Genomic DNA, 17,173 nt, shown 5'->3' with positions numbered 1-17,173 from the left:
GGCCCCGTTATAGCGTTCGGATAGCGGAGCTTTTTATTGCGCCTTGATTTTTTCGTGCAGCCACAGCGGCTGCGCCTGTTCGAACTGGAATGAGAAGGCTGGGTTATCGATTCCCGGCTTTCAACGGAACCTTGAGGCTCAGATCGCGTTGCAGGGTGCTGCCCCGCGATCTTCTGCTGGTTTTCTTCATCGCTCGATATTGAGGTGATCAGGATGTCCGCCGATATCCTCCCCGTATCCGCCTTCCAGAATCCCGCCGTCGCTCTCTCAGGGGTGATCGACTACAGCATGTATGTCAGCTTCCGCCAGCAATTCGACAATGCGGCAGGCCAGCATCTCGTCGTGATCGAACTTTCGACCCTTGGCGGCGATCCGGAGGTAGCGCGCATGATGGGCGAGGACATCCGCTATGCGAGCGAGATGGAGCCGGCGCGGCGTTTGGTATTCCTCGGCAAGGCTGCGATCTATTCAGCCGGGACGACCTTTATGAGTTTCTTCGCCCGCGAGAATCGCTATCTGACCCGCGGCTCCCGCCTCATGATCCACGAGCGCAAGCTGACGCGGACCCTGAATATCGACGGGCCGCTCACCGTGTGCCTTGCCAACGTGCAGGCGATCATCAACGAAATTCAGTGCTCGATCGATATCCAGAACGAGGGGTTTCAGAACCTCATCAGCGGTTCGAGCGTGACGCTTGAGGAAGTCATCCGGCGCGCCCCATCGAACTGGTACGTCGAGGCGAACGAGGCGCTGAAGCTCGGGCTAATCGCGGGGGTGTTATGACGCAAAGCGACGAGAGCAGGTGATGCATCGGCCGGCATCCGCGGCGCGGAAGCCGCCGAAGGCCGCTGGCTCCAAGCGAGGGCGCGATTCCGCCGATGCCAAGCGGGACGCGCAACGCACAGGCATGAGTGATCACATCAGAAATGCCGGCCCGATGCTGGCGAGCCCACGTTGCGGCGCCAAAACCCGTTCCGCCGGCGCGTGCCGCTCGCCGTCGGTGCACGGCAAGAAACGCCGCCGCCTGCACGGCGGCGCACCGGGTTCCGGCGCGCCAAGGGCAAACCAGAACGCGCGCAAGCACGGCCTGTGTTTTCCCCGATTGCCGAGGAAGGTCAGCAGGGCGATTGCAGCTCCGCCGTTAAGCCAGAGCAGTGCTTTCATACACTCCAGCGCGTATTTATTTCCTTCCGCCCAGTGTCATTGCTGTTCTTGTGACGTCATCGCGGGCTCTTTCCTTTGCAGACCGGTTAGAATGCGAACCCAATTTCAAGCTCACCTCTAAGAGCTTGGTACTGTTGTTCGGTTAGCATCGTTATCGACTGGTATGGATGGCGGCCAAAGACGCCAAGACTCTGAAGTTTTACTAGTCCAACGACCGGTTGGGTATGGCCTACCAAGAGGAAATCGATAACCTTGACGGGTGAGTCGGCGCTGGGACTCATGCGTTTCATTTCGTCGGTTGAATACACCGAGCGTTTTGCGGCGTGCTTTACGAGTTCATCAACATCGGCAATGTCCCTCACCTCCTCCGCAATCGCCAATGTCGTGATTGACTGGCTGGCTGCGAGGCTCTCGTCTTTCGACATGTAGAAAAGCAGAATGTCGCCGGGTTCAATCGTCGTTGTTCGCGCTCGGCAGAGATAGACCTTTCGAATTGTGTTACCGGGGGTCCGGTCTGCATGACGGGTCAGGATGGGGCCGAAATCGGCACTTGGGAAAAGCGGCAACTCCCTCCCGAATGCGATTTCTGGAAATAGCCTACGGTGATATGCGGATTGGATCGGAACGAAGAATTTACCCACGGTCGAGCCATCATGGAAGCGGGGATAGTAAGTTCGCGCGAAGTCGAGCGCGCTCCCAGCGAGGGCCGGTAGCGGCCCACATAGAATTGGCTTTTCCACCAACTCTCCGATTGGCGACCTCATGGTTTCGACAAAGCCGTAGTAGCTGAGTAGCCTAATCAGAAGCGTATGCTTCGGATAGACCGTGAGATAGACAAGGTCATAGTTGTTGTGTTGCGCAAACCATAAGGCTTGTTCAACAGAAGTTCACCGAACTTTTCGCCGAGATACTCGTCCCGCACTTTGAAGGTGCAGATTTTGAGAACCTTCGAACCCTCATGGCGGGTTTGAGCCTCGGAATGCTTTTCCGTCTTCCTGATAACCAAGCCGGCTATTTCGGAGTCAATTTCAAGAACCCAACATTCTCGGTGCGCCTGCTTGCACCGCTCAAACCACTGATCAAATGGCGGGTAGTCCTCGCGTAGACTTGCGAAGATGGGATCGCGCTCATTGAGTTCATACGCCTTGCGCTCAATGACATTTGGAAGCTCGACCGACTTCGCAACAAACGTCAGCTTTAGCCATTGCAGCGCCTCGTCAATGGTGAGAACACGCTCACCCAATCCGACCCGCGAAGCCCGCTTGTGCAGGTTAGCGTCTTCGGAAACGAGATAATCGACAGCCCGCGCATCCAGGGTCGCGAGAAGACGAGCGTCCGAGCGGTCATTATCGTTGTTGATCACATCGAAGCGCGCGACTAGGTCGGCATCACTTTGGTTGGGCAGGCGAGCCAGTTTTTGAAATTTGCCCAGCTTGCTTAGCGTGACTTTGCGGCGTTCGTCATCGCGATCACGAGCTATGTCGTCGTAATTCGCACCTTCAACAAAAAGGCCCACTCCATGTTCATTGCTGAGCCGTGATACCTCAGCAAGCCGCGCTTCGACCGGCTTTGGGTCTTCCAGCCCGATTACGATGTGGGTGTCGATGAGTAGCTTGAAATGGCTCATCGTTAAGCAGTGAAATGAAACGTTCCGTAACGTACCTGTAGGATTGCGGGGGAACAATCCCAAATTGTGACTCAAGCTCATGAGCTGTCAATTGGTTGCGCATCGCTTTGACCGCCCCCAAAAGGATTGCAAATCCGAATTTCGTACCACTAAAGTAGTCATAGAAGTCGCGCCGTGAGATGCAGGCCGCGTCGGCATGCTCCTTCCAGATTTCGGCAACGGCGAGCCGCTGGACCTCCTTAATCTTGGCGCATCCGACTACGGCCCGAACCGGGCTGGTCGAATAAATGTAGGCCACCGTCCCGACACTGACGGATTCGGGAAATCGCCTCCGAAGCTCGACCGTCTTTTGGCCAGCAAAAATCTTGTCCACGTACTGTGGACGGATGCTGACCAGAAAATCCTGCCGTGGTTGGCTCGCCGCCATCGCATATCCTATGCTCGAATCATTGCTCGGATTGAATCAGCCCTGCCGCGCTGAGCCAAGTCTGTAACGAGCCCGTTCGCCATCTCAGCCGATAGCTCACCCCGCTAGAGCTCATGCCGTGCAGAATCGCGGAGACCGCTCGGATTGTGCGGTCCAGATCAGCGAGCGCGTGTGGCGGCCCGCGATTGGCCTCGCGACGGTCTTTCGTCCCAACCGACTTCTCGAGGTATTTCTGCGTCGGCGTCCTGCTGCCGAGCAGCCGCGCGGCAATTGATTGATGTGCTCGGGCACGACGACATCGAGCATGCCGAGCTGTACAGCCGCGAGGCGGGACAGAAGCAGATAGCCGCGGCCGCGATGGAGAAGCAGATGAATAGCGCCGCTCGAAGGCCGGCTAACCCGTTCGCTAACCGCCCTGGCTAACCTGCCTGTAGCGCTTTGATTTGCGGCAAATTTGGCGCGCCACCCAGAACAAAACTGCGAACTCTTATGCAATTGAAATCAATATATAAATCTTAGTCGCCTCAAAACGGGACCGAGGCTCGTCCACGGAAAGTCCAGATTTGCACGTTGCTGCCGATGCCACCGAGTTCGGCGCCAAGAGCGACGGTGGCCTCGTTGCCGAGGCGCGCCGCCAACCCTCCCGTTACACGCGCGGACCAGCCATCGAGCAGCGGGACGGACGCGAGCGGCACGGCCCCCGCCAGCGCCAAGGCGGCGGCATCATCGCCGGTAAAGTAGTAATCCGCGTAGACCCCGGCATAAGGCGCGAGCGTCACGGCGGCTCCGGTGAGCCAGGGATAACTGAGCTTGATGCCGCCCGAGGCGCGCCCGGTGAAGAAAGTGCGATCCGCCTGCAGAGTGCCGAGCGAGTCCGTATAGGCGTTCTCCCGCTCCCACAGCGCATAGAGTTTCGCCGAAGGTTCGATATCGAAACCATGGGTGTTGTAGTTGCCGGTCAGCCCGCTCGATACCAGCCAGCGATGGCCGCTGAAGTTGCCCGTGGCGGTGCCTGCGGTGCCGTCATAGCCGATGGCGGAATACGCCGCGGCTGCGTCGAAGCGCAGTCCCGGCGCGAACCTCCAGCCGAGGTATGAACCTAAGGTCCAGCCATCGCCCTTGAGGTGCCCGCTCAAGGTATCGGACCGGTAGTCGAAGGTCTCGTAGCCGCCGAGCGCACCGACCAGAAGATTCGGTGTGACCCTGCGCGTAAGGCCCAGCAGCGCATTGATCTGGCTGCCGTACAGAATCGGTGCCGATGTCGACGACCCCCAGCGATCGATGCCGCTGCCTCTGACATCTGCCCACAACAGCCAGTCCTTCGGCTCGACGTAGCCAGACGCGGGCGCCTTGGCGGGCATCGCATTGCGATTGATTGCCGCAAACGCGTTGTCGACCCGGGATGCGCCCTGCGGCAATTGCGGCTGCGCATAGCTGTTGGCGCCGCCCGGCAGGCCGCCGCCGCTGCGCCCGTACGATCCATTCCATCGATCCGACACGTCGGCGCCTGCGGTTGCGGTCTGCGGCTGATCGGGATCGGCGGAGAAGTTGAAACGGGTGCTGCCTCCGCTCGGCGAGACCAGGCTGCCACCATCGCTGAAGCCTTCGGAGATCGCGGTGTCGATCGCGCCGGCAATGGCTGCGCCGGAGTTTTGCGCCACGGTCTTGGTTGCGATGATCTGCAAGGCCCGCAGCTTCAGACTGTCCTGTGGCGTGTTCACCGCCTGCAGCAGCGCTGCCGACGTGCTGGCCTTGAACGTGCCATTGCCGGCATAGGTTGCGGTGATGGTATGGGTGCCGGCCGTCAGCGCCGAGGTCGTCAGGCTGGCAACCCCGCCGGCCAAGGTCGCGCTGCCGATCGCAGCGCCGCCATCGTCGAATCTCACCGTGCCGGTCGGCGTATCGCCCCCGCTTGTCACCGTTGCCGTGAACGTCACCGCCTGTCCCGGCGTGCTGGGGTTGGCAGATGAGACGAGGACCGTCGACGTCGTCCCCTGGGTCACGGCCTGGCTCAGCACCGATGAGGTGCTGGACGTGTTGGTGGCATCGCCGCCGTAGACTGCCGTGATCGCATGGGTTCCGGATGTCAGCGCCGATGTGGTCAACGTCGCCAGTCCGCCACTGAGGGGGCCGGTGCCCAGCGTCGTCGTACCGTCCATGAATGTGACCGTGCCGGTGGGCGTGCCGCTGGTGCCAGTCACGGTTGCGGTGAAGGTGACAGCCTGTCCCGGCGTGCTTGGATTGACCGACGAAACGAGGACTGTCGCCGTCGCCGCCTGGCTCACAGCCTGGTTCAGCACCGACGACGTACTCGACATGTTGTTGGTATCGCCGCCATAGACTGCCGTGATCGCATGCGTTCCGGTGGTCAGCGCCGATGTGGTGAACGTTGCCAGTCCGCCACTGAGGGTGCCGGTGCCCAGCGTCGTCGTGCCGTCCTGGAACGTCACCGTGCCAGTGGGCGATGAGCCCGACACTGTCGCGGTGAAGGTGACGGCCTGTCCCGGAAGGCTCGGGCTGGGTGACGCAACCAACGTAATGCTGCTGATCGCCCTGGCGATGATGATGTCCTGGGTCACCTGGCTCGCGGCCGCGACGGTGGTTCCATTGCCGGCCTGATCGGCGGCCACCGTGCACGTGCCTACGCTGATCATGGTCACGATACCGCCGAAAACCGTGCAGACGCCCGGGGTCAGCGAGGAATAGGTTACCGCCAGGCCGCTGCTTGCCGAGGCCAGCGGACTGACCACAAACGTGCCGCCGCTGACAAAGGTCCGTCCCGTCTGGGCGCCGAAGGTGATGGTCTGGCTGATCGGTCCGACTGTATAATTATTTGAAACGGCGGTGCCGATGCCGGCTTCCAAGCCTAAGTTCACTACCCCGGACAGGTCCACAACAACCTGATTGGTTGGGCGCGGCGCACCCGAAATTGCATTGAGGTCGACGGTGTAGGTGATGTTGTCCGAGGTTGCGAGATTGCCCGCGGTCGCACTGGTGAGCGTCAAGTCATGGAGATCAAAGCCGGTCACGACTTCGGAGAACGAGATTGTCACCTTCGCCAACCCACCATACGCTATTCGATCCGGGTCAACAGTGACAGTCGCTGTCGGGGGCGCCGCATGGGCTGACGTCGAAACGGCAAAAAATGCGAAAACAATCAGCGCGGCCAGCTTGATGCTGCCGACAATGCGACCAAACCCAGACACAAGGCCCCCAGCACGTCTTCTTGCGATATTCCCAGTCAGTCGCAGTTGATCGCATACATATCGGGACGCGTCGAGCGCAAATAAATGCGCGCCGTCCCGCGGGCGCATGGCGGTGACGGCCGCTGCGGCGTTATGGCGCTCGATTTCTCACAGGACACTGGTCGAGGTCACAATCGAACGACCGCTCGGGCCGAGCCGCACGACCTGACCGCGATCAAGGCTCGCCTTCCATTGTCGTTGCGACCGCCATGTCGATGGCAGAGCCTGCCACCTGGCCAGCGAACGTCAGGCGCGTTCGCCGGCTGCCCGACGCCGGACCGCAATCCGTTCGGCTTCCTCGGTCAGCAGGCGGCGATCGGGCTTGTTGGTCGCCGACAGCGGAATCGCGGACCGGAATTCGACGAAACGCGGATGCGCGAAGGCCGGTCCATTGTCGATCGTGAATTTCTTAATCGCGGCCTCGTCGACCTTGGCGCCGTCCTGCGGCACCACGAAGGCGAATGGCAGCATGCCCTTGATTTCGTCGGGCACAGGCACAACCGCGGCCTGGTGTATACCCGGCATCCGCTCAACCAGCTTTTCGACTTCACCCGGCCAGACATTCTCGCCACCGACCACGAACATGTCGTCGGCGCGCCCGAGGAAATGGAAGAAACCGTTCTCGTCGCGGCGCATGATATCGCCGGAGCGATACCATCCGTCACGCATCACTTGAGCGGTCTTTTCGGGCTGGTTGTTGTAGCCCTCCATCAGCATCGGGCTCTTCATATAGAGTACGCCCTCATCCGGAGATGGACCTTCTCGAAGCTCGGCCAGCGCGCCTGGCACCGGATTGCCCAGTGCCGTATCCGGCCGCGGCACTCCGTCGGGATGCGGACCGAACACGCCCGGTCCCGCTTCGGTGGTGCCGTAAGCATTGCTGATCGCTGCACCCGGGAAGAGATCTTGGACCTTCTCGACCAACGACTTGGTCAAGGGCGCCGATCCCATCATCACGTTGGTGACCGACGAGAAATCGAGCCCTGCGACGAGGTCGCGCTCACGCGCCAGCATCGCCATCATGGTCGGCACCGATGTCAGCCAGGTGACCCGATGTTCGGCGATCGCTTGGGCGTAAAGCCGCGCATCAAAGGCGGGTAGCAACACCATCGATGCTCGGGCATGCAGCGCCGTCTTGACGCTGATCGTCGCATCATGTGGAACATCGGCGCGGCGACGATGTAGCGGTGGTGCGAGCGATCGCCGGCTCGTGCCGCGGTATCCAGCGCCCACATCTGCGACGCGTGCGACAGCAGCACGCCCTTCGGCATACCCGTCGAGCCGGAGGTGTAGAGGATCGTGGCGATCTCCCGACCCTTCGGTTCGAACGCGGTGAATGGACCGTGGTCGAGCAGCGCTGCGTAGCCCTCGGCGGTATCGAAGTCGATGCCGAGCAGATGATCCGGCACCAGTGACGCCCGCTCGTGATCGTGGAACACCGCCCGAAGGTCGGCGTCTCTCACGATGTAATCGACGGTTTCCCGCGCCAGCTTGAACGAGATCGGCACCGCGACCATGCCGGCCCGCATGATCCCGAGATAGGCCGCGATCATCGGCGCCGAATTCAGCGACATGATACCGATGCGGTCGCCCCGCTTCAGCCCCTTGGCGAGCAGGCCGCGTGCCACTGCATCGCAAGCGGCATCAAGCGCAGCGTAGGTGACTTCTTCGGGCCGGTCGGGTTGACGAAGATCGATGATCGCGACCTTGGCGGGGTCGTTCAACGGATCGAAGCAGCAACCGAGGTTACGAGAAGGCCAGGACATCAGTTCCACTCCTAAGAAACTCAACGCGACGATCGCGGATGCGCCCTGTCCGCCGAAATGGTGTAATCGCGGTGCTGGGCGAAAAGGCGACCCCGGCGAGGTCCGCCGCTGAATGGCCGCCACGCTCGGAAGCCGGAAATGTCACTTCTTAACCAGCGGGCAGGCACTATCCGATAACGGGCGGAACGCCTGATCGCCCGGGATCGTCTCGAGGATCTTGTAGAAATCCCACGGCCCCTTCGACTCCGACGGCTTCTTCACCTCCGCAAGATACATGTCGTGCACCATGCGACCGTCGATTCGAATGTGACCATCGTGCGCGAAGAAGTCGTTGATCGGCATCTCGCGCATCTTGGCCATCACAGCCTGCGCGTCCAGCGTACCGGCCGCAGCGACCGCCTTGAGATAGTGCATCGTTGACGAGTAGTCGCCGGCCTGAGTCGAGGTCGGCATCTTGCCGAATTTCTCCATGAAGCGCTTCGACCAGGCGCGGGTCTCGTCGTTCAGATCCCAATAAAACGCCTCGGTGAGCAACAGTCCTTGCGCGGAGCTGAGACCGAGCGCCTTGGTGTCATTGAGATTGATCGCAAGACCGACGACCTGCTGCTTGCCGTCGCGGCCGATGCCGAATTCGGCCGCCGACTTGATTGAATTGATCGTATCGGCGCCGCCGTTGGCCAGCGCAATGACGTCGGCGCCCGAGTTCTGCGCCTGCAGCAGGAACGAGGAGAAGTCGCTCGTATTGATTGGATGTTTGACCTCCGAAACCACGGTGCCGCCCGCCTGCTCGACGAAGCGCCGGCTATCGCTCGCGAGCTGGTGGCCGTAAGCGTAGTCGGCCTCGAGGATCGCCCACTTCTTCTTGCCGCGGCGGACGACGGCATTGGCCGTGCCTCGGGCGAGCGCATAGGTGTCCCACGTGTAGTGGATGCTGTTCGGCGTGCACTTCTCATTGGTGATCACCGAGGTGCTCGCCCCGTTCACGATCGCAACGCGGTCCTTCGACTTCACGAGTTCCATCACGCCGAGCGCCACCGCCGAGTTCATCAGATCGGCGAGCATCACCACGTTCTTCTCGTCGATCCACGCGCGTGCGAGCGACACGCCGACATCCGCCTTGTTCTGATGGTCGGCGGAAATGACCTCGATCGGACGCCCAAGCACCTTGCCGCCGAAATCGTCGACCGCCATCTTGACCGCGACCACCGCGCCCGGACCGGAAATGTCAGCAAAAAGGCCGGACATGTCGGTGAGCACCCCAATCCGCACCGGCGAGGTATCCGCCGCCTTCTGCTGAGCTGACGCGCTACCGATGCCCAGGCTCGCGATGCCGAGTCCCGTACAAAAAGCGGCCGTCGCGAGCCGCCTCATCACAATCCTGAGGCAAATGTTCTTCATAGTTCCTCCAACATCGCAGTTATCCGGGTTCGCGCATTCGCGTACGAACCCGCTTGAAAAGCTCTTCACGAAAGGGCGGCGGCGCGACGTGACCCTGCATCATCAATCAACGCATCATCAATCAACGGACGAGTCGCGGCGCGGTTCATATCTTGACGTAGTTGAGCGGCAACGCAGTGGAGTATTTGATCGTCTCCATCGCGAAGCTCGAACTCACATCGAAGAGTTCCGCCGCGTTGATGAGCCGCTTATAAACGCCGTCGTATGCCGCAACATCCGGCACGACAATGCGCAGCAGGTAGTCGACCTCGCCGCTCATGCGATAGAATTCGGTCACCTCCGGAATCTTCGCAACCTCGCGGGCGAACGCCGTCATCCACTTGGTGTGGTGCTTGTTGGTCTTCAGCGTCACGAATACCGTCACCGGCACGTTGACCATGTCTGGATCAAGCAGTGCAACGCGGCGGCGGATGATCTTCTTCTCGATCAGCGCTTGGATCCGCCGCCAACAGGGCGAACTCGACAGCCCTGCCTTTTCGGCGACGGTCGCGAGCGGCATCATCGCGTCCTCCTGCAGGGAACCGAGAATCTTGAGATCGATGCGATCCATCAGCGTCCTGTCTCCACCACCGACCATGCACTGAATTTACACTCAATGCACTGCACAAGAGGGAACGCTGAAGATGCCGCAGCATCCTCGTAGCAGCCATGCTCGCCATGAGGCATGCGAAAGCGGATCTTTCGGCCGGCGGCGGGGCTAGGCAACAAGAAATCGGGATCGGGATGCGTACTCATAAGCGCTGGCCGCCACTCGCTTCAATGGTCTCGCCTGTGATCCAACCACCCTCACGCGATGCCAGAAACGCGACGACCGGTGCGATGTCGCCCGGCTCGGCAATCCGGCCGAGCGCAACGGTGTCGCGGATCGCGCTGCTGCGCTCCGGATCAGACGCGGCGGGGTTGAGATCCGTTGAAGTTGCGCCCGGTAGCACCGCGTTAACGGTGATGCCGCGCGACCCGAGATGCGCGGCGAGCACGCGGCTGAGTGTCGACAGCGCCGCCTTGGTCGGCGCATAGACCGGCATGGTCGGGAACGACAGCCGCGCCGCCATTGATGAGATGTTGATGATGCGGCCACCGTCCGCCATGACCGGCAGCAGCTTCTGAATCAGGAAAAACGGTGACTTGAAGTTGATCTGCAGTATGCGGTCGAAGTCGGCTTCGCTCACCTGCTCGATGGTCTTGCGGTCGTCGATGCCTGCATTGTTGACGAGAATGTCCAGCAACGGCGGATCGCGTTCCTCGCGGAGCTTGCCAATCAGCGCCTCTGCAAGCTGGCTGGCGCCGGTTGGATCGGCGAGATCCGCCGCGACAAGGAAGCCGTCACCACCTTGCGCACGAATCAGCTCGAGCGTCTGCCTTGCCTCGTCGCTTCGGACCCGATAATGAACGCCGACGACAGCGCCGTCTTGTGCCAGCCGGACAGCGATCGCTCGGCCGATGCCGCGGCTTGCGCCGGTGACGAGAGCAATCCTGTCAGCGAGCAGCTTCATCGCGGCCCCTCACTTCCGGGCGTTCTAGATCGCATAGGTCGCCCGCCCGATCGCGATCAGAGCGCCCTTCACGTCGTGGACGTCGACATCGGCGACGCCCACGGTGCGGCCGAGCCGGCGCACTCGACCGGTGCAGATCAGCTCGGTATCGATCGCTGGCCGGAAGAAATCGACGCGGAAGTTGATGGTCGGCAGGCCGCGGCCGACGAACATCACAAGCGCGTAGTCGCCCACGGTGTCGATGATCGACGCGATCGGACCGCCGTGCCACTGCCTGGTGCCGGGCTCGCGCTCGAACTCCGGCCGCATCGGCGATTTCATGACGAGTTCCTGCTTGTCGGCATCGAGCGCGGTCACCGTCAGTCCGAGAAACGAGATGAACGGCGATTGCTTCAGCATCGCCTCGATCTGACCTTGATCAAGCGGCGTCGTCATGGCGTCACCACGACTTTGCCGAACACGGTGCGGTCTTCCAGCATCCGCAGCGCATCTGCTGCCCGCTCCAGCGGGAACGACTTGTCGATCAACGCGCTCAGTTTTCCGGCGGAAACCAACGCGAACAGGTTCTTGATATCGTCCCGCTCCCAGCCGTTGGAGCCACGGATCTGCAGTTCGAATGTCCAGATCACCCGGAGGTCTTCGGCTGGATCGTAGCCGGCGGTCGCGCCGCAGGTGAGGATACGGCCGCCGAGCTTCAGTGTGCGCAGCGACTTCACCCAGGTGTCGCCGCCCGTGAAGTTGACGACAACATCGACGCCGCCGTTGACGGACGAGCCGCTGCCAACGCGCTGCGGCCGGCCGTGACGCTGGCGCACGACCTGCATGAAATCTTCCTCGGTGTAGAGAATGACTTCGTCGGCGCCGACTTCCTTGAGCCGCCGCGCCTTCTCTGCCGAGCCCGCACAGGCGATGACATAGGCGCCGGCAATCTTGGCGAGTTGCACGCAGCACACACCGACGCCCCCGCTGGCACCGAGGATCAGTACCTTCTCACCCGCCGAGACCTGACCGTTGGTGGTCATCATGCGGTGCGCAGTGCCGTAGGCAACCGGCAGGGCCGCCGCGTGCTCGAAGCTCACATTGTCGGGAATCCGGACAAGCTGGTGCGCGGGCGCCTTGCACAGCTCCGCGAGCCCGCCATTCATGGTCTCGCCCATCAGCCCGCCCTCGACGCGATTGAGCGGATCGACGAGCACACGGTCGCCGACCTTCCAGCCCTCGACCTTGGAACCCACCCTGACGATCTCGCCTGCGACATCAAGCCCCATGATCAGGGGCAGCGGGACCTTGATCCCCGGCATGCCGCGGCGGGTGAAAATGTCATGATAGTTCAGGGACGTCGCTCGCACACGCAACAAGACGTCGGCCGGGCCGATGTCTGGATCGGGAAAGTTCGGATCGAAGGTGAGCTTGTCGAGTCCCCCATGTTCCCGCAGGATCATCGCACGCATTAGAACTTCCTCCCTCAGGCTGCGTCGGCGCGACCGAGCGGCCCATCGCCGAGAGCGAAATCGACCGCCGCATCCGCGTGCAGCAGCGTCGAGTCGAACGCCGGTAAATCAAGGTTTTCCGGCCGGATCAAGAGTCCGATTTCGGTGCAGCCGAGGATCACGCTGTCCACGCCGGCGGACCGCCCGCGCCTGATGACCTCCATGTAGCGTTGCCGCGAGGACTCACGAATGATGCCGCAGCACAATTCGGAAAAGATGATGTCATGCACCGCCGCGCGATCATCGGCCTCCGGCACGATGGTGTCCAGCCCGTGCCGGACGCTCATGCGCTCGCGATAGAAATCGTGCTCCATGGTGTAGCGGGTCGCCAGCAGCAGCGGCCGGCGAACGCCGGCGGCCTTCAGCTCATGTGCGCATATGTCGATGATGTTCAGCAGCGGGATGCGGATCGCCGCCTGCACCGTGTCGGCGAGCTTGTGCATGGTGTTGGTGCAGATCAGTACGCAATCGGCCCCGGCGGCCTCGAGCTCGCGCGCGATCTTCTGCAATACGCCAGCGGCGCCGTCCCAATCGCCCGAGGTTTGCATCGCGACGATTGACTCGAAGTCGACCGAGCGCATGACGATCTCGGCGGAATGCAGGCCGCCGCAGAGGTTGCGAACCTGCTCGTTGAGCCGGCGATAATACACCGCAGTGCTCTCCCAGCTCATTCCGCCAATCAAGCCGATCGTCTTCATCATCAATCCTCGCAATCCGGTTGCTGGCGCAACCTCCGTCGCCATGATCGCAAAGGGTCATGCCAGTTGGCCCACGCGATCAACGATTGATCGAACTCTAGCACCGGCAACCAATCGACTGCTTGCGTTGTTGTACCCTCCGAGCTTCCATTTTGGAAGTTATTTCCATTAATGGCCTGCTGCGCGGCATCTAATTCTGAATTTTGTGCCATCCTCGCAGATTATATCCAGATAGCCCCAACGCAGATGGACCGCGTTCACCGAGAATTGCAAGTCGGGATTGGATTCTTCAGGATTTTTGCGGGTCAGCATCACAACCTACCTGCAGGGTCGGCGGCCTGAATGGGTTGAGTCGCAAAAGGTCAGGATCGGTAACTCATGGCAACTTGTCGGCGTGATAATGGCCACAGGGCCGACCCTTGAAGAAATGAAGCGCGAACGCGAAGAGCAGCAGAGCGCTACCGTGAAGAGGAAGCGCGCCGATACGAAGCCCACCGCTTGCGAGACATCGACGAGAAGCGCTGGAACAAGTTTCGCGAGTTATGCCGTTGCGAAAGCGAAAGCTCTCAATCCGTTTGGCGGGGGTGCTGTGGGGATGTTTGAGACCATTGCGAAGGTAAGACAGTGGTCATAAGTGTCGCCCGTTCACGACGGTTGCCCTGGCGCCGCGCATTAACCCGAAAGGATGAGAACGGCGAAATTCTTGTGTGAGGAACTCGACCTCTGCTTGCTACGCCGAACACGACCCGTCTGTCTCGAGAGATTGAACCTGCCATGCGGAGCCTTGAGTCGAATTTCCGCGTTTGAATGGGCACTCGCCCTCACGAAATGAGCCGTAACTCATTAAGTTTGCTCACTTTTGGCAAGTTGCGATGGGGCGGCCGAAATGACAAACTTTGCAGGCACAATTCGGCCTGCCCATCGTATAGAGTGGCTTTATGAAGCCCGCTTCTTCATCCCCCTCGAAGGATCAAACTCGCGACGACAAGGGCGTCCAGTTCGGACGCTACAGCATCTTCCCGAGATTACGCCTACTCTTGCGCGAGGGTGCAAAGGTCGACATCAGCACGCGCGCCTTCGATGTCCTCTGGGTGCTCGTGCAGGCCGACGGCGAGCTGGTGTCAAAGGACCAACTTATCGATACCGTCTGGTCGGGGGTCGTTGTCGAAGAGAACAATCTTCAAGCCCAAATGTCGGCGATTAGGCGAGCGTTAGGCCCAGATCGCGGCATGATCCGGACCGAGTTCGGGCGCGGCTATCGACTGGTCGCAGAAGAACGGACGCCGCATTCCGAAAAAGGAGCGTCGGAGGCGAAGCAATCGCCGCCGTCAAACCTGCCCCTTCCCTTGACCTCACTGCTCGGACGCGCCGTTGACCTTCGCGAAATCGAGCGCTTGTTCGACAAAAGCCGTCTCGTCACAATTACCGGCACCGGAGGAGTTGGGAAAACAAGAATCGCTCTTGAGCTCGGACGACGCTTGGCGGGACATTTTCAAGATGGCGTCCACTTGGCAGAAATCGCCAAGATCTCGGAGGACGAATTAGTAGGCCCAACCCTTGCGGGAGCACTGCAGATCCCTTCCCCCGACATCGAGCGCGCCGATCGGATCGGCTTCCTGCTGTCGGGTCGTCAGCTTCTCCTGATCGTTGACAACTGCGAGCATCTTGCTGGACCAATCTCCAGGAACGTTGAGACGATTCTGCGCCACGTCCCTATGGCTAAGGTGCTGATTACCAGTCAGGAGCCTCTTGGCCTCGATGGCGAACAGATCTATCGCCTTGCGCCCCTCGCGGTTCCGCCGGTCGACACACGCGACTTGGGTGTTGCGATGGCATACCCAGCTTTCGAGCTCTTCGCAGAGCGCTCGTCAGCGAACGTGCAGTCGCTCGACCTTGATGTGGAGGTCGCGAGTGCGATTTGTCAACGCCTCGATGGCCTGCCCCTCGCCCTAGAGCTCGCAGCGGCTCGCGTTTCCACGCTTGGAGTCCGAGGCGTTCTCGCCGCACTTGATGATCGCTTCAACCTGCTGACCGCTGGTCGTCGCACGGCCTTATCGAGGCATCGCACTCTCAGGGCCACTGTCGACTGGAGCTACCATCTTCTGGACAGCGACGAGCAGCGACTATTCTGCCGATTGGCTCTTTTTGCCTCGAGCTTCGACGCCCAGGCGGCAAGAGCCGTTGCAGCGCCCGAGAACGATGACCCGTGGTTCAGCCTTGACCTACTCAGCGGCCTCGTTGGGAAGTCACTTCTTCTCCTTGATTTAAATCGCGCTACACCGAGATATCGGCTCTTGGAAACGATTCGGTTCTACGCGCTGGAGAAGCTGGCAGAACGCGGTGATGTTGACTTGAGCGCGGAACGGCACGCAGCCTACTTCGTTGAGATCACTCGACGCGCGTCGGACGACTGGAAGAAGCTGCCGACGGAAGATTGGCGCGCAACCTATGAAAATGCGATCGATGACATCCGTGCCGCTCTAGACTGGTCCTTTTCCGCGAAGGGAGATATGCGGATCGGCGTAAGCATGTTGGCATGCGCAACTCCCTTCTGGATTCAGCTGTCATTGCATGATGAATGCCGACGGCGGATTACCCAAGCCTTGGACCGTCTCGCAGACGCCCTCAATCCGGACGACGAGATGGCGCTTATGGCGGCTCTTGGAACGGCGCTCAGCTGGGCAATCGGTCCGGTCATTGAGACGAGCGCTGCATGGCATAAGGCTCTTACCCTCGCTCGGGAACTCCGCGCCAACGAGATCGAACTGCAAGCTCGATACGGACTTTGGCTCTACAATCTCAGGTCGGGTAGCTACCGCCTGGCACTGGAGCACGCGGAGGAAATGCTCCAGTTATCTACTGCGTCTAATGATTCGGAAGCGCAAGCGGTCGGCCGACGCATCTGCGGTGTCGCCCAACACTTTCTCGGCAATCACGATCTCGCGCGGGAACTTATCGAGAGCAGCCTTCGCTGGTTCGATGTCAACCGCCCTCAGCAGGCATTTCGGTTCGGCATCGATCAGCGTATCGCCGGGTTGTCGTTCCTATCGCGTATACTTTGGGTCCAAGGCTTCGGCGATCAAGGCAGGGAGATGTCGGCTGCCGCGGCCGACGAAGCGCAAGCGCTCGACCATGCCAACACGCTCTGCTGCGCACTTGCAGAAGGCTGGTGCACTGTGCACGCTCTTGACGGCGATTATGAAGCTGTTCGGCGCGAGGCAAAACGCCTACAACACATTGCGCGCGAACATGGATTGGGCTTTTGGAGCACCTACGGCGACCTCTTCGAGTTGTGGGCTCAGGTGTGTGATGAGGGGGAGGTACCTGTCTCGCGCCTAGCGGCAGCCGTGGCTTCCGTTGAACGGCTGGGCTTTGATCAGGAGTACTCCACGCTGTTCAGCGACATCCTACTCACCGCGCAACGAAACAAGTGGGATCCTTCCGCTCTTCGGCCGATCTCATCGCTGCTCCTCTCTCGATGCGAGAGCGATTCGTCCTGGGGCGAACCAGAGTTTCGCCGCGCTGGCTCGCACCTCAATAATTCCCCTTCCGAAGCCATTGCCGGCCTCAGAAAGGCTCTGTCGATTAGCCATCGACAAGGGGCAAAGGCCTGGACCTTGAAAGTCGCCACCGATCTGGCCACCATGCTGGCCAGCCAAGGGGATGATGACGAAGCCAGGTCGACGCTCGTGGCGGCGCTAGAGAGCTTTCCTGCCGCGACCGCCGGGAAAGATCTGGCTGCAGCACGCGCCCTCGCGAGCCGTTTGGGACTTGATCTTTCGCGTTAGGCGCTAGTCAGTTCTCT

The 17,173-nt window shown here is 60.8% G+C and carries 15 protein-coding genes; 2 read left to right on the top strand and 13 right to left on the bottom strand.

Annotated elements, in window-relative coordinates:
• Positions 1-213: 213 nt before the first annotated feature.
• Positions 214-783: a peptidase S14 gene (locus tag ACZXDY_RS01345; RefSeq protein WP_464344157.1), complete on the top strand. Its 570-nt coding sequence runs from the start codon at positions 214-216 to the stop codon at positions 781-783.
• A gap of 132 nt (positions 784-915) precedes the next feature.
• Here ACZXDY_RS01345 and ACZXDY_RS01340 read toward each other — a convergent pair whose 3' ends face one another.
• The 13 genes from ACZXDY_RS01340 to ACZXDY_RS01280 form a co-directional block, all read right to left on the bottom strand.
• On the bottom strand, positions 916-1,164 hold the full coding sequence (locus ACZXDY_RS01340; RefSeq protein WP_464344156.1) for a hypothetical protein: 249 nt from the start codon (positions 1,162-1,164) through the stop codon (positions 916-918).
• An 86-nt stretch (positions 1,165-1,250) separates the two neighbouring features.
• A complete protein-coding gene (locus ACZXDY_RS01335) occupies positions 1,251-1,904 on the bottom strand; it encodes a hypothetical protein (protein WP_464344155.1) in 654 nt (217 codons plus the stop codon).
• Positions 1,905-1,963: 59 nt separating this feature from the next.
• Positions 1,964-2,791, bottom strand: a complete 828-nt coding sequence (locus ACZXDY_RS01330; protein WP_464344154.1) for a PIN domain-containing protein — start codon at positions 2,789-2,791, stop codon at positions 1,964-1,966.
• The gene (locus ACZXDY_RS01325; RefSeq protein ID WP_464344153.1) at positions 2,709-3,218 is read right to left on the bottom strand and encodes an ASCH domain-containing protein; all 510 of its coding nucleotides are present in this window, start codon (positions 3,216-3,218) and stop codon (positions 2,709-2,711) included. The genes ACZXDY_RS01330 and ACZXDY_RS01325 overlap by 83 nt, the downstream gene beginning before the upstream one ends.
• Positions 3,219-3,742: 524 nt before the next feature.
• Positions 3,743-6,532, bottom strand: a complete 2,790-nt coding sequence (locus ACZXDY_RS01320) for an Ig-like domain repeat protein (protein WP_464344152.1) — start codon at positions 6,530-6,532, stop codon at positions 3,743-3,745.
• Between the two features lie 177 nt (positions 6,533-6,709).
• Complete coding sequence (locus ACZXDY_RS01315) at positions 6,710-7,573, bottom strand: class I adenylate-forming enzyme family protein (RefSeq protein WP_464344151.1); 864 nt, start codon at positions 7,571-7,573, stop codon at positions 6,710-6,712.
• A complete protein-coding gene (locus ACZXDY_RS01310) occupies positions 7,501-8,229 on the bottom strand; it encodes an AMP-binding protein (protein WP_464344150.1) in 729 nt (242 codons plus the stop codon). Before ACZXDY_RS01310 ends, ACZXDY_RS01315 begins: the two co-directional genes overlap by 73 nt.
• Positions 8,230-8,370: 141 nt before the next feature.
• Positions 8,371-9,627, bottom strand: a complete 1,257-nt coding sequence (locus ACZXDY_RS01305) for an ABC transporter substrate-binding protein (RefSeq protein ID WP_464344149.1) — start codon at positions 9,625-9,627, stop codon at positions 8,371-8,373.
• Between the two features lie 145 nt (positions 9,628-9,772).
• Positions 9,773-10,237 carry an Lrp/AsnC family transcriptional regulator gene (locus ACZXDY_RS01300; protein WP_028161667.1) on the bottom strand — a complete coding sequence of 155 codons (465 nt, stop codon included), beginning with the start codon at positions 10,235-10,237 and terminating at the stop codon, positions 9,773-9,775.
• 181 nt (positions 10,238-10,418) lie between these two features.
• Entirely contained in the window at positions 10,419-11,180 is a 762-nt protein-coding gene (locus tag ACZXDY_RS01295) for an SDR family NAD(P)-dependent oxidoreductase (protein WP_028161666.1), read from the bottom strand.
• Positions 11,181-11,204: 24 nt separating this feature from the next.
• The gene (locus ACZXDY_RS01290) at positions 11,205-11,615 is read right to left on the bottom strand and encodes a PaaI family thioesterase (RefSeq protein WP_028161665.1); all 411 of its coding nucleotides are present in this window, start codon (positions 11,613-11,615) and stop codon (positions 11,205-11,207) included.
• Positions 11,612-12,631 carry a zinc-binding dehydrogenase gene (locus tag ACZXDY_RS01285; RefSeq protein ID WP_464344148.1) on the bottom strand — a complete coding sequence of 340 codons (1,020 nt, stop codon included), beginning with the start codon at positions 12,629-12,631 and terminating at the stop codon, positions 11,612-11,614. The genes ACZXDY_RS01290 and ACZXDY_RS01285 overlap by 4 nt, the downstream gene beginning before the upstream one ends.
• 14 nt (positions 12,632-12,645) lie before the next feature.
• Positions 12,646-13,368 carry an aspartate/glutamate racemase family protein gene (locus ACZXDY_RS01280; protein WP_464344389.1) on the bottom strand — a complete coding sequence of 241 codons (723 nt, stop codon included), beginning with the start codon at positions 13,366-13,368 and terminating at the stop codon, positions 12,646-12,648.
• 938 nt (positions 13,369-14,306) lie between these two features.
• Here ACZXDY_RS01280 and ACZXDY_RS01275 point away from each other — a divergent pair.
• Entirely contained in the window at positions 14,307-17,156 is a 2,850-nt protein-coding gene (locus tag ACZXDY_RS01275; RefSeq protein ID WP_464344147.1) for a winged helix-turn-helix domain-containing protein, read from the top strand.
• Positions 17,157-17,173: the final 17 nt, after the last annotated feature.

The sequence above is a fragment of the Bradyrhizobium sp. LeoB3 genome (assembly GCF_055456055.1).
This window is presented reverse-complemented; position numbering and strand designations above follow the sequence as displayed.

What these genes read in the sequence shown, in the direction of transcription:
- ACZXDY_RS01345 (WP_464344157.1), top strand. Translation starts at nt 214, where the DNA reads ATGTCCGCCGATATCCTCCCCGTATCCGCCTTCCAGAATCCCGCCGTC.
- ACZXDY_RS01340 (WP_464344156.1), bottom strand. Translation starts at nt 1,164, where the DNA reads ATGAAAGCACTGCTCTGGCTTAACGGCGGAGCTGCAATCGCCCTGCTG.
- ACZXDY_RS01330 (WP_464344154.1), bottom strand. Translation starts at nt 2,791, where the DNA reads ATGAGCCATTTCAAGCTACTCATCGACACCCACATCGTAATCGGGCTG.
- ACZXDY_RS01325 (WP_464344153.1), bottom strand. Translation starts at nt 3,218, where the DNA reads ATGGCGGCGAGCCAACCACGGCAGGATTTTCTGGTCAGCATCCGTCCA.
- ACZXDY_RS01320 (WP_464344152.1), bottom strand. Translation starts at nt 6,532, where the DNA reads ATGCGCCCGCGGGACGGCGCGCATTTATTTGCGCTCGACGCGTCCCGA.
- ACZXDY_RS01315 (WP_464344151.1), bottom strand. Translation starts at nt 7,573, where the DNA reads ATGGTGTTGCTACCCGCCTTTGATGCGCGGCTTTACGCCCAAGCGATC.
- ACZXDY_RS01310 (WP_464344150.1), bottom strand. Translation starts at nt 8,229, where the DNA reads ATGTCCTGGCCTTCTCGTAACCTCGGTTGCTGCTTCGATCCGTTGAAC.
- ACZXDY_RS01305 (WP_464344149.1), bottom strand. Translation starts at nt 9,627, where the DNA reads ATGAAGAACATTTGCCTCAGGATTGTGATGAGGCGGCTCGCGACGGCC.
- ACZXDY_RS01300 (WP_028161667.1), bottom strand. Translation starts at nt 10,237, where the DNA reads ATGGATCGCATCGATCTCAAGATTCTCGGTTCCCTGCAGGAGGACGCG.
- ACZXDY_RS01295 (WP_028161666.1), bottom strand. Translation starts at nt 11,180, where the DNA reads ATGAAGCTGCTCGCTGACAGGATTGCTCTCGTCACCGGCGCAAGCCGC.
- ACZXDY_RS01290 (WP_028161665.1), bottom strand. Translation starts at nt 11,615, where the DNA reads ATGACGACGCCGCTTGATCAAGGTCAGATCGAGGCGATGCTGAAGCAA.
- ACZXDY_RS01285 (WP_464344148.1), bottom strand. Translation starts at nt 12,631, where the DNA reads ATGCGTGCGATGATCCTGCGGGAACATGGGGGACTCGACAAGCTCACC.
- ACZXDY_RS01280 (WP_464344389.1), bottom strand. Translation starts at nt 13,368, where the DNA reads ATGAAGACGATCGGCTTGATTGGCGGAATGAGCTGGGAGAGCACTGCG.
- ACZXDY_RS01275 (WP_464344147.1), top strand. Translation starts at nt 14,307, where the DNA reads ATGAAGCCCGCTTCTTCATCCCCCTCGAAGGATCAAACTCGCGACGAC.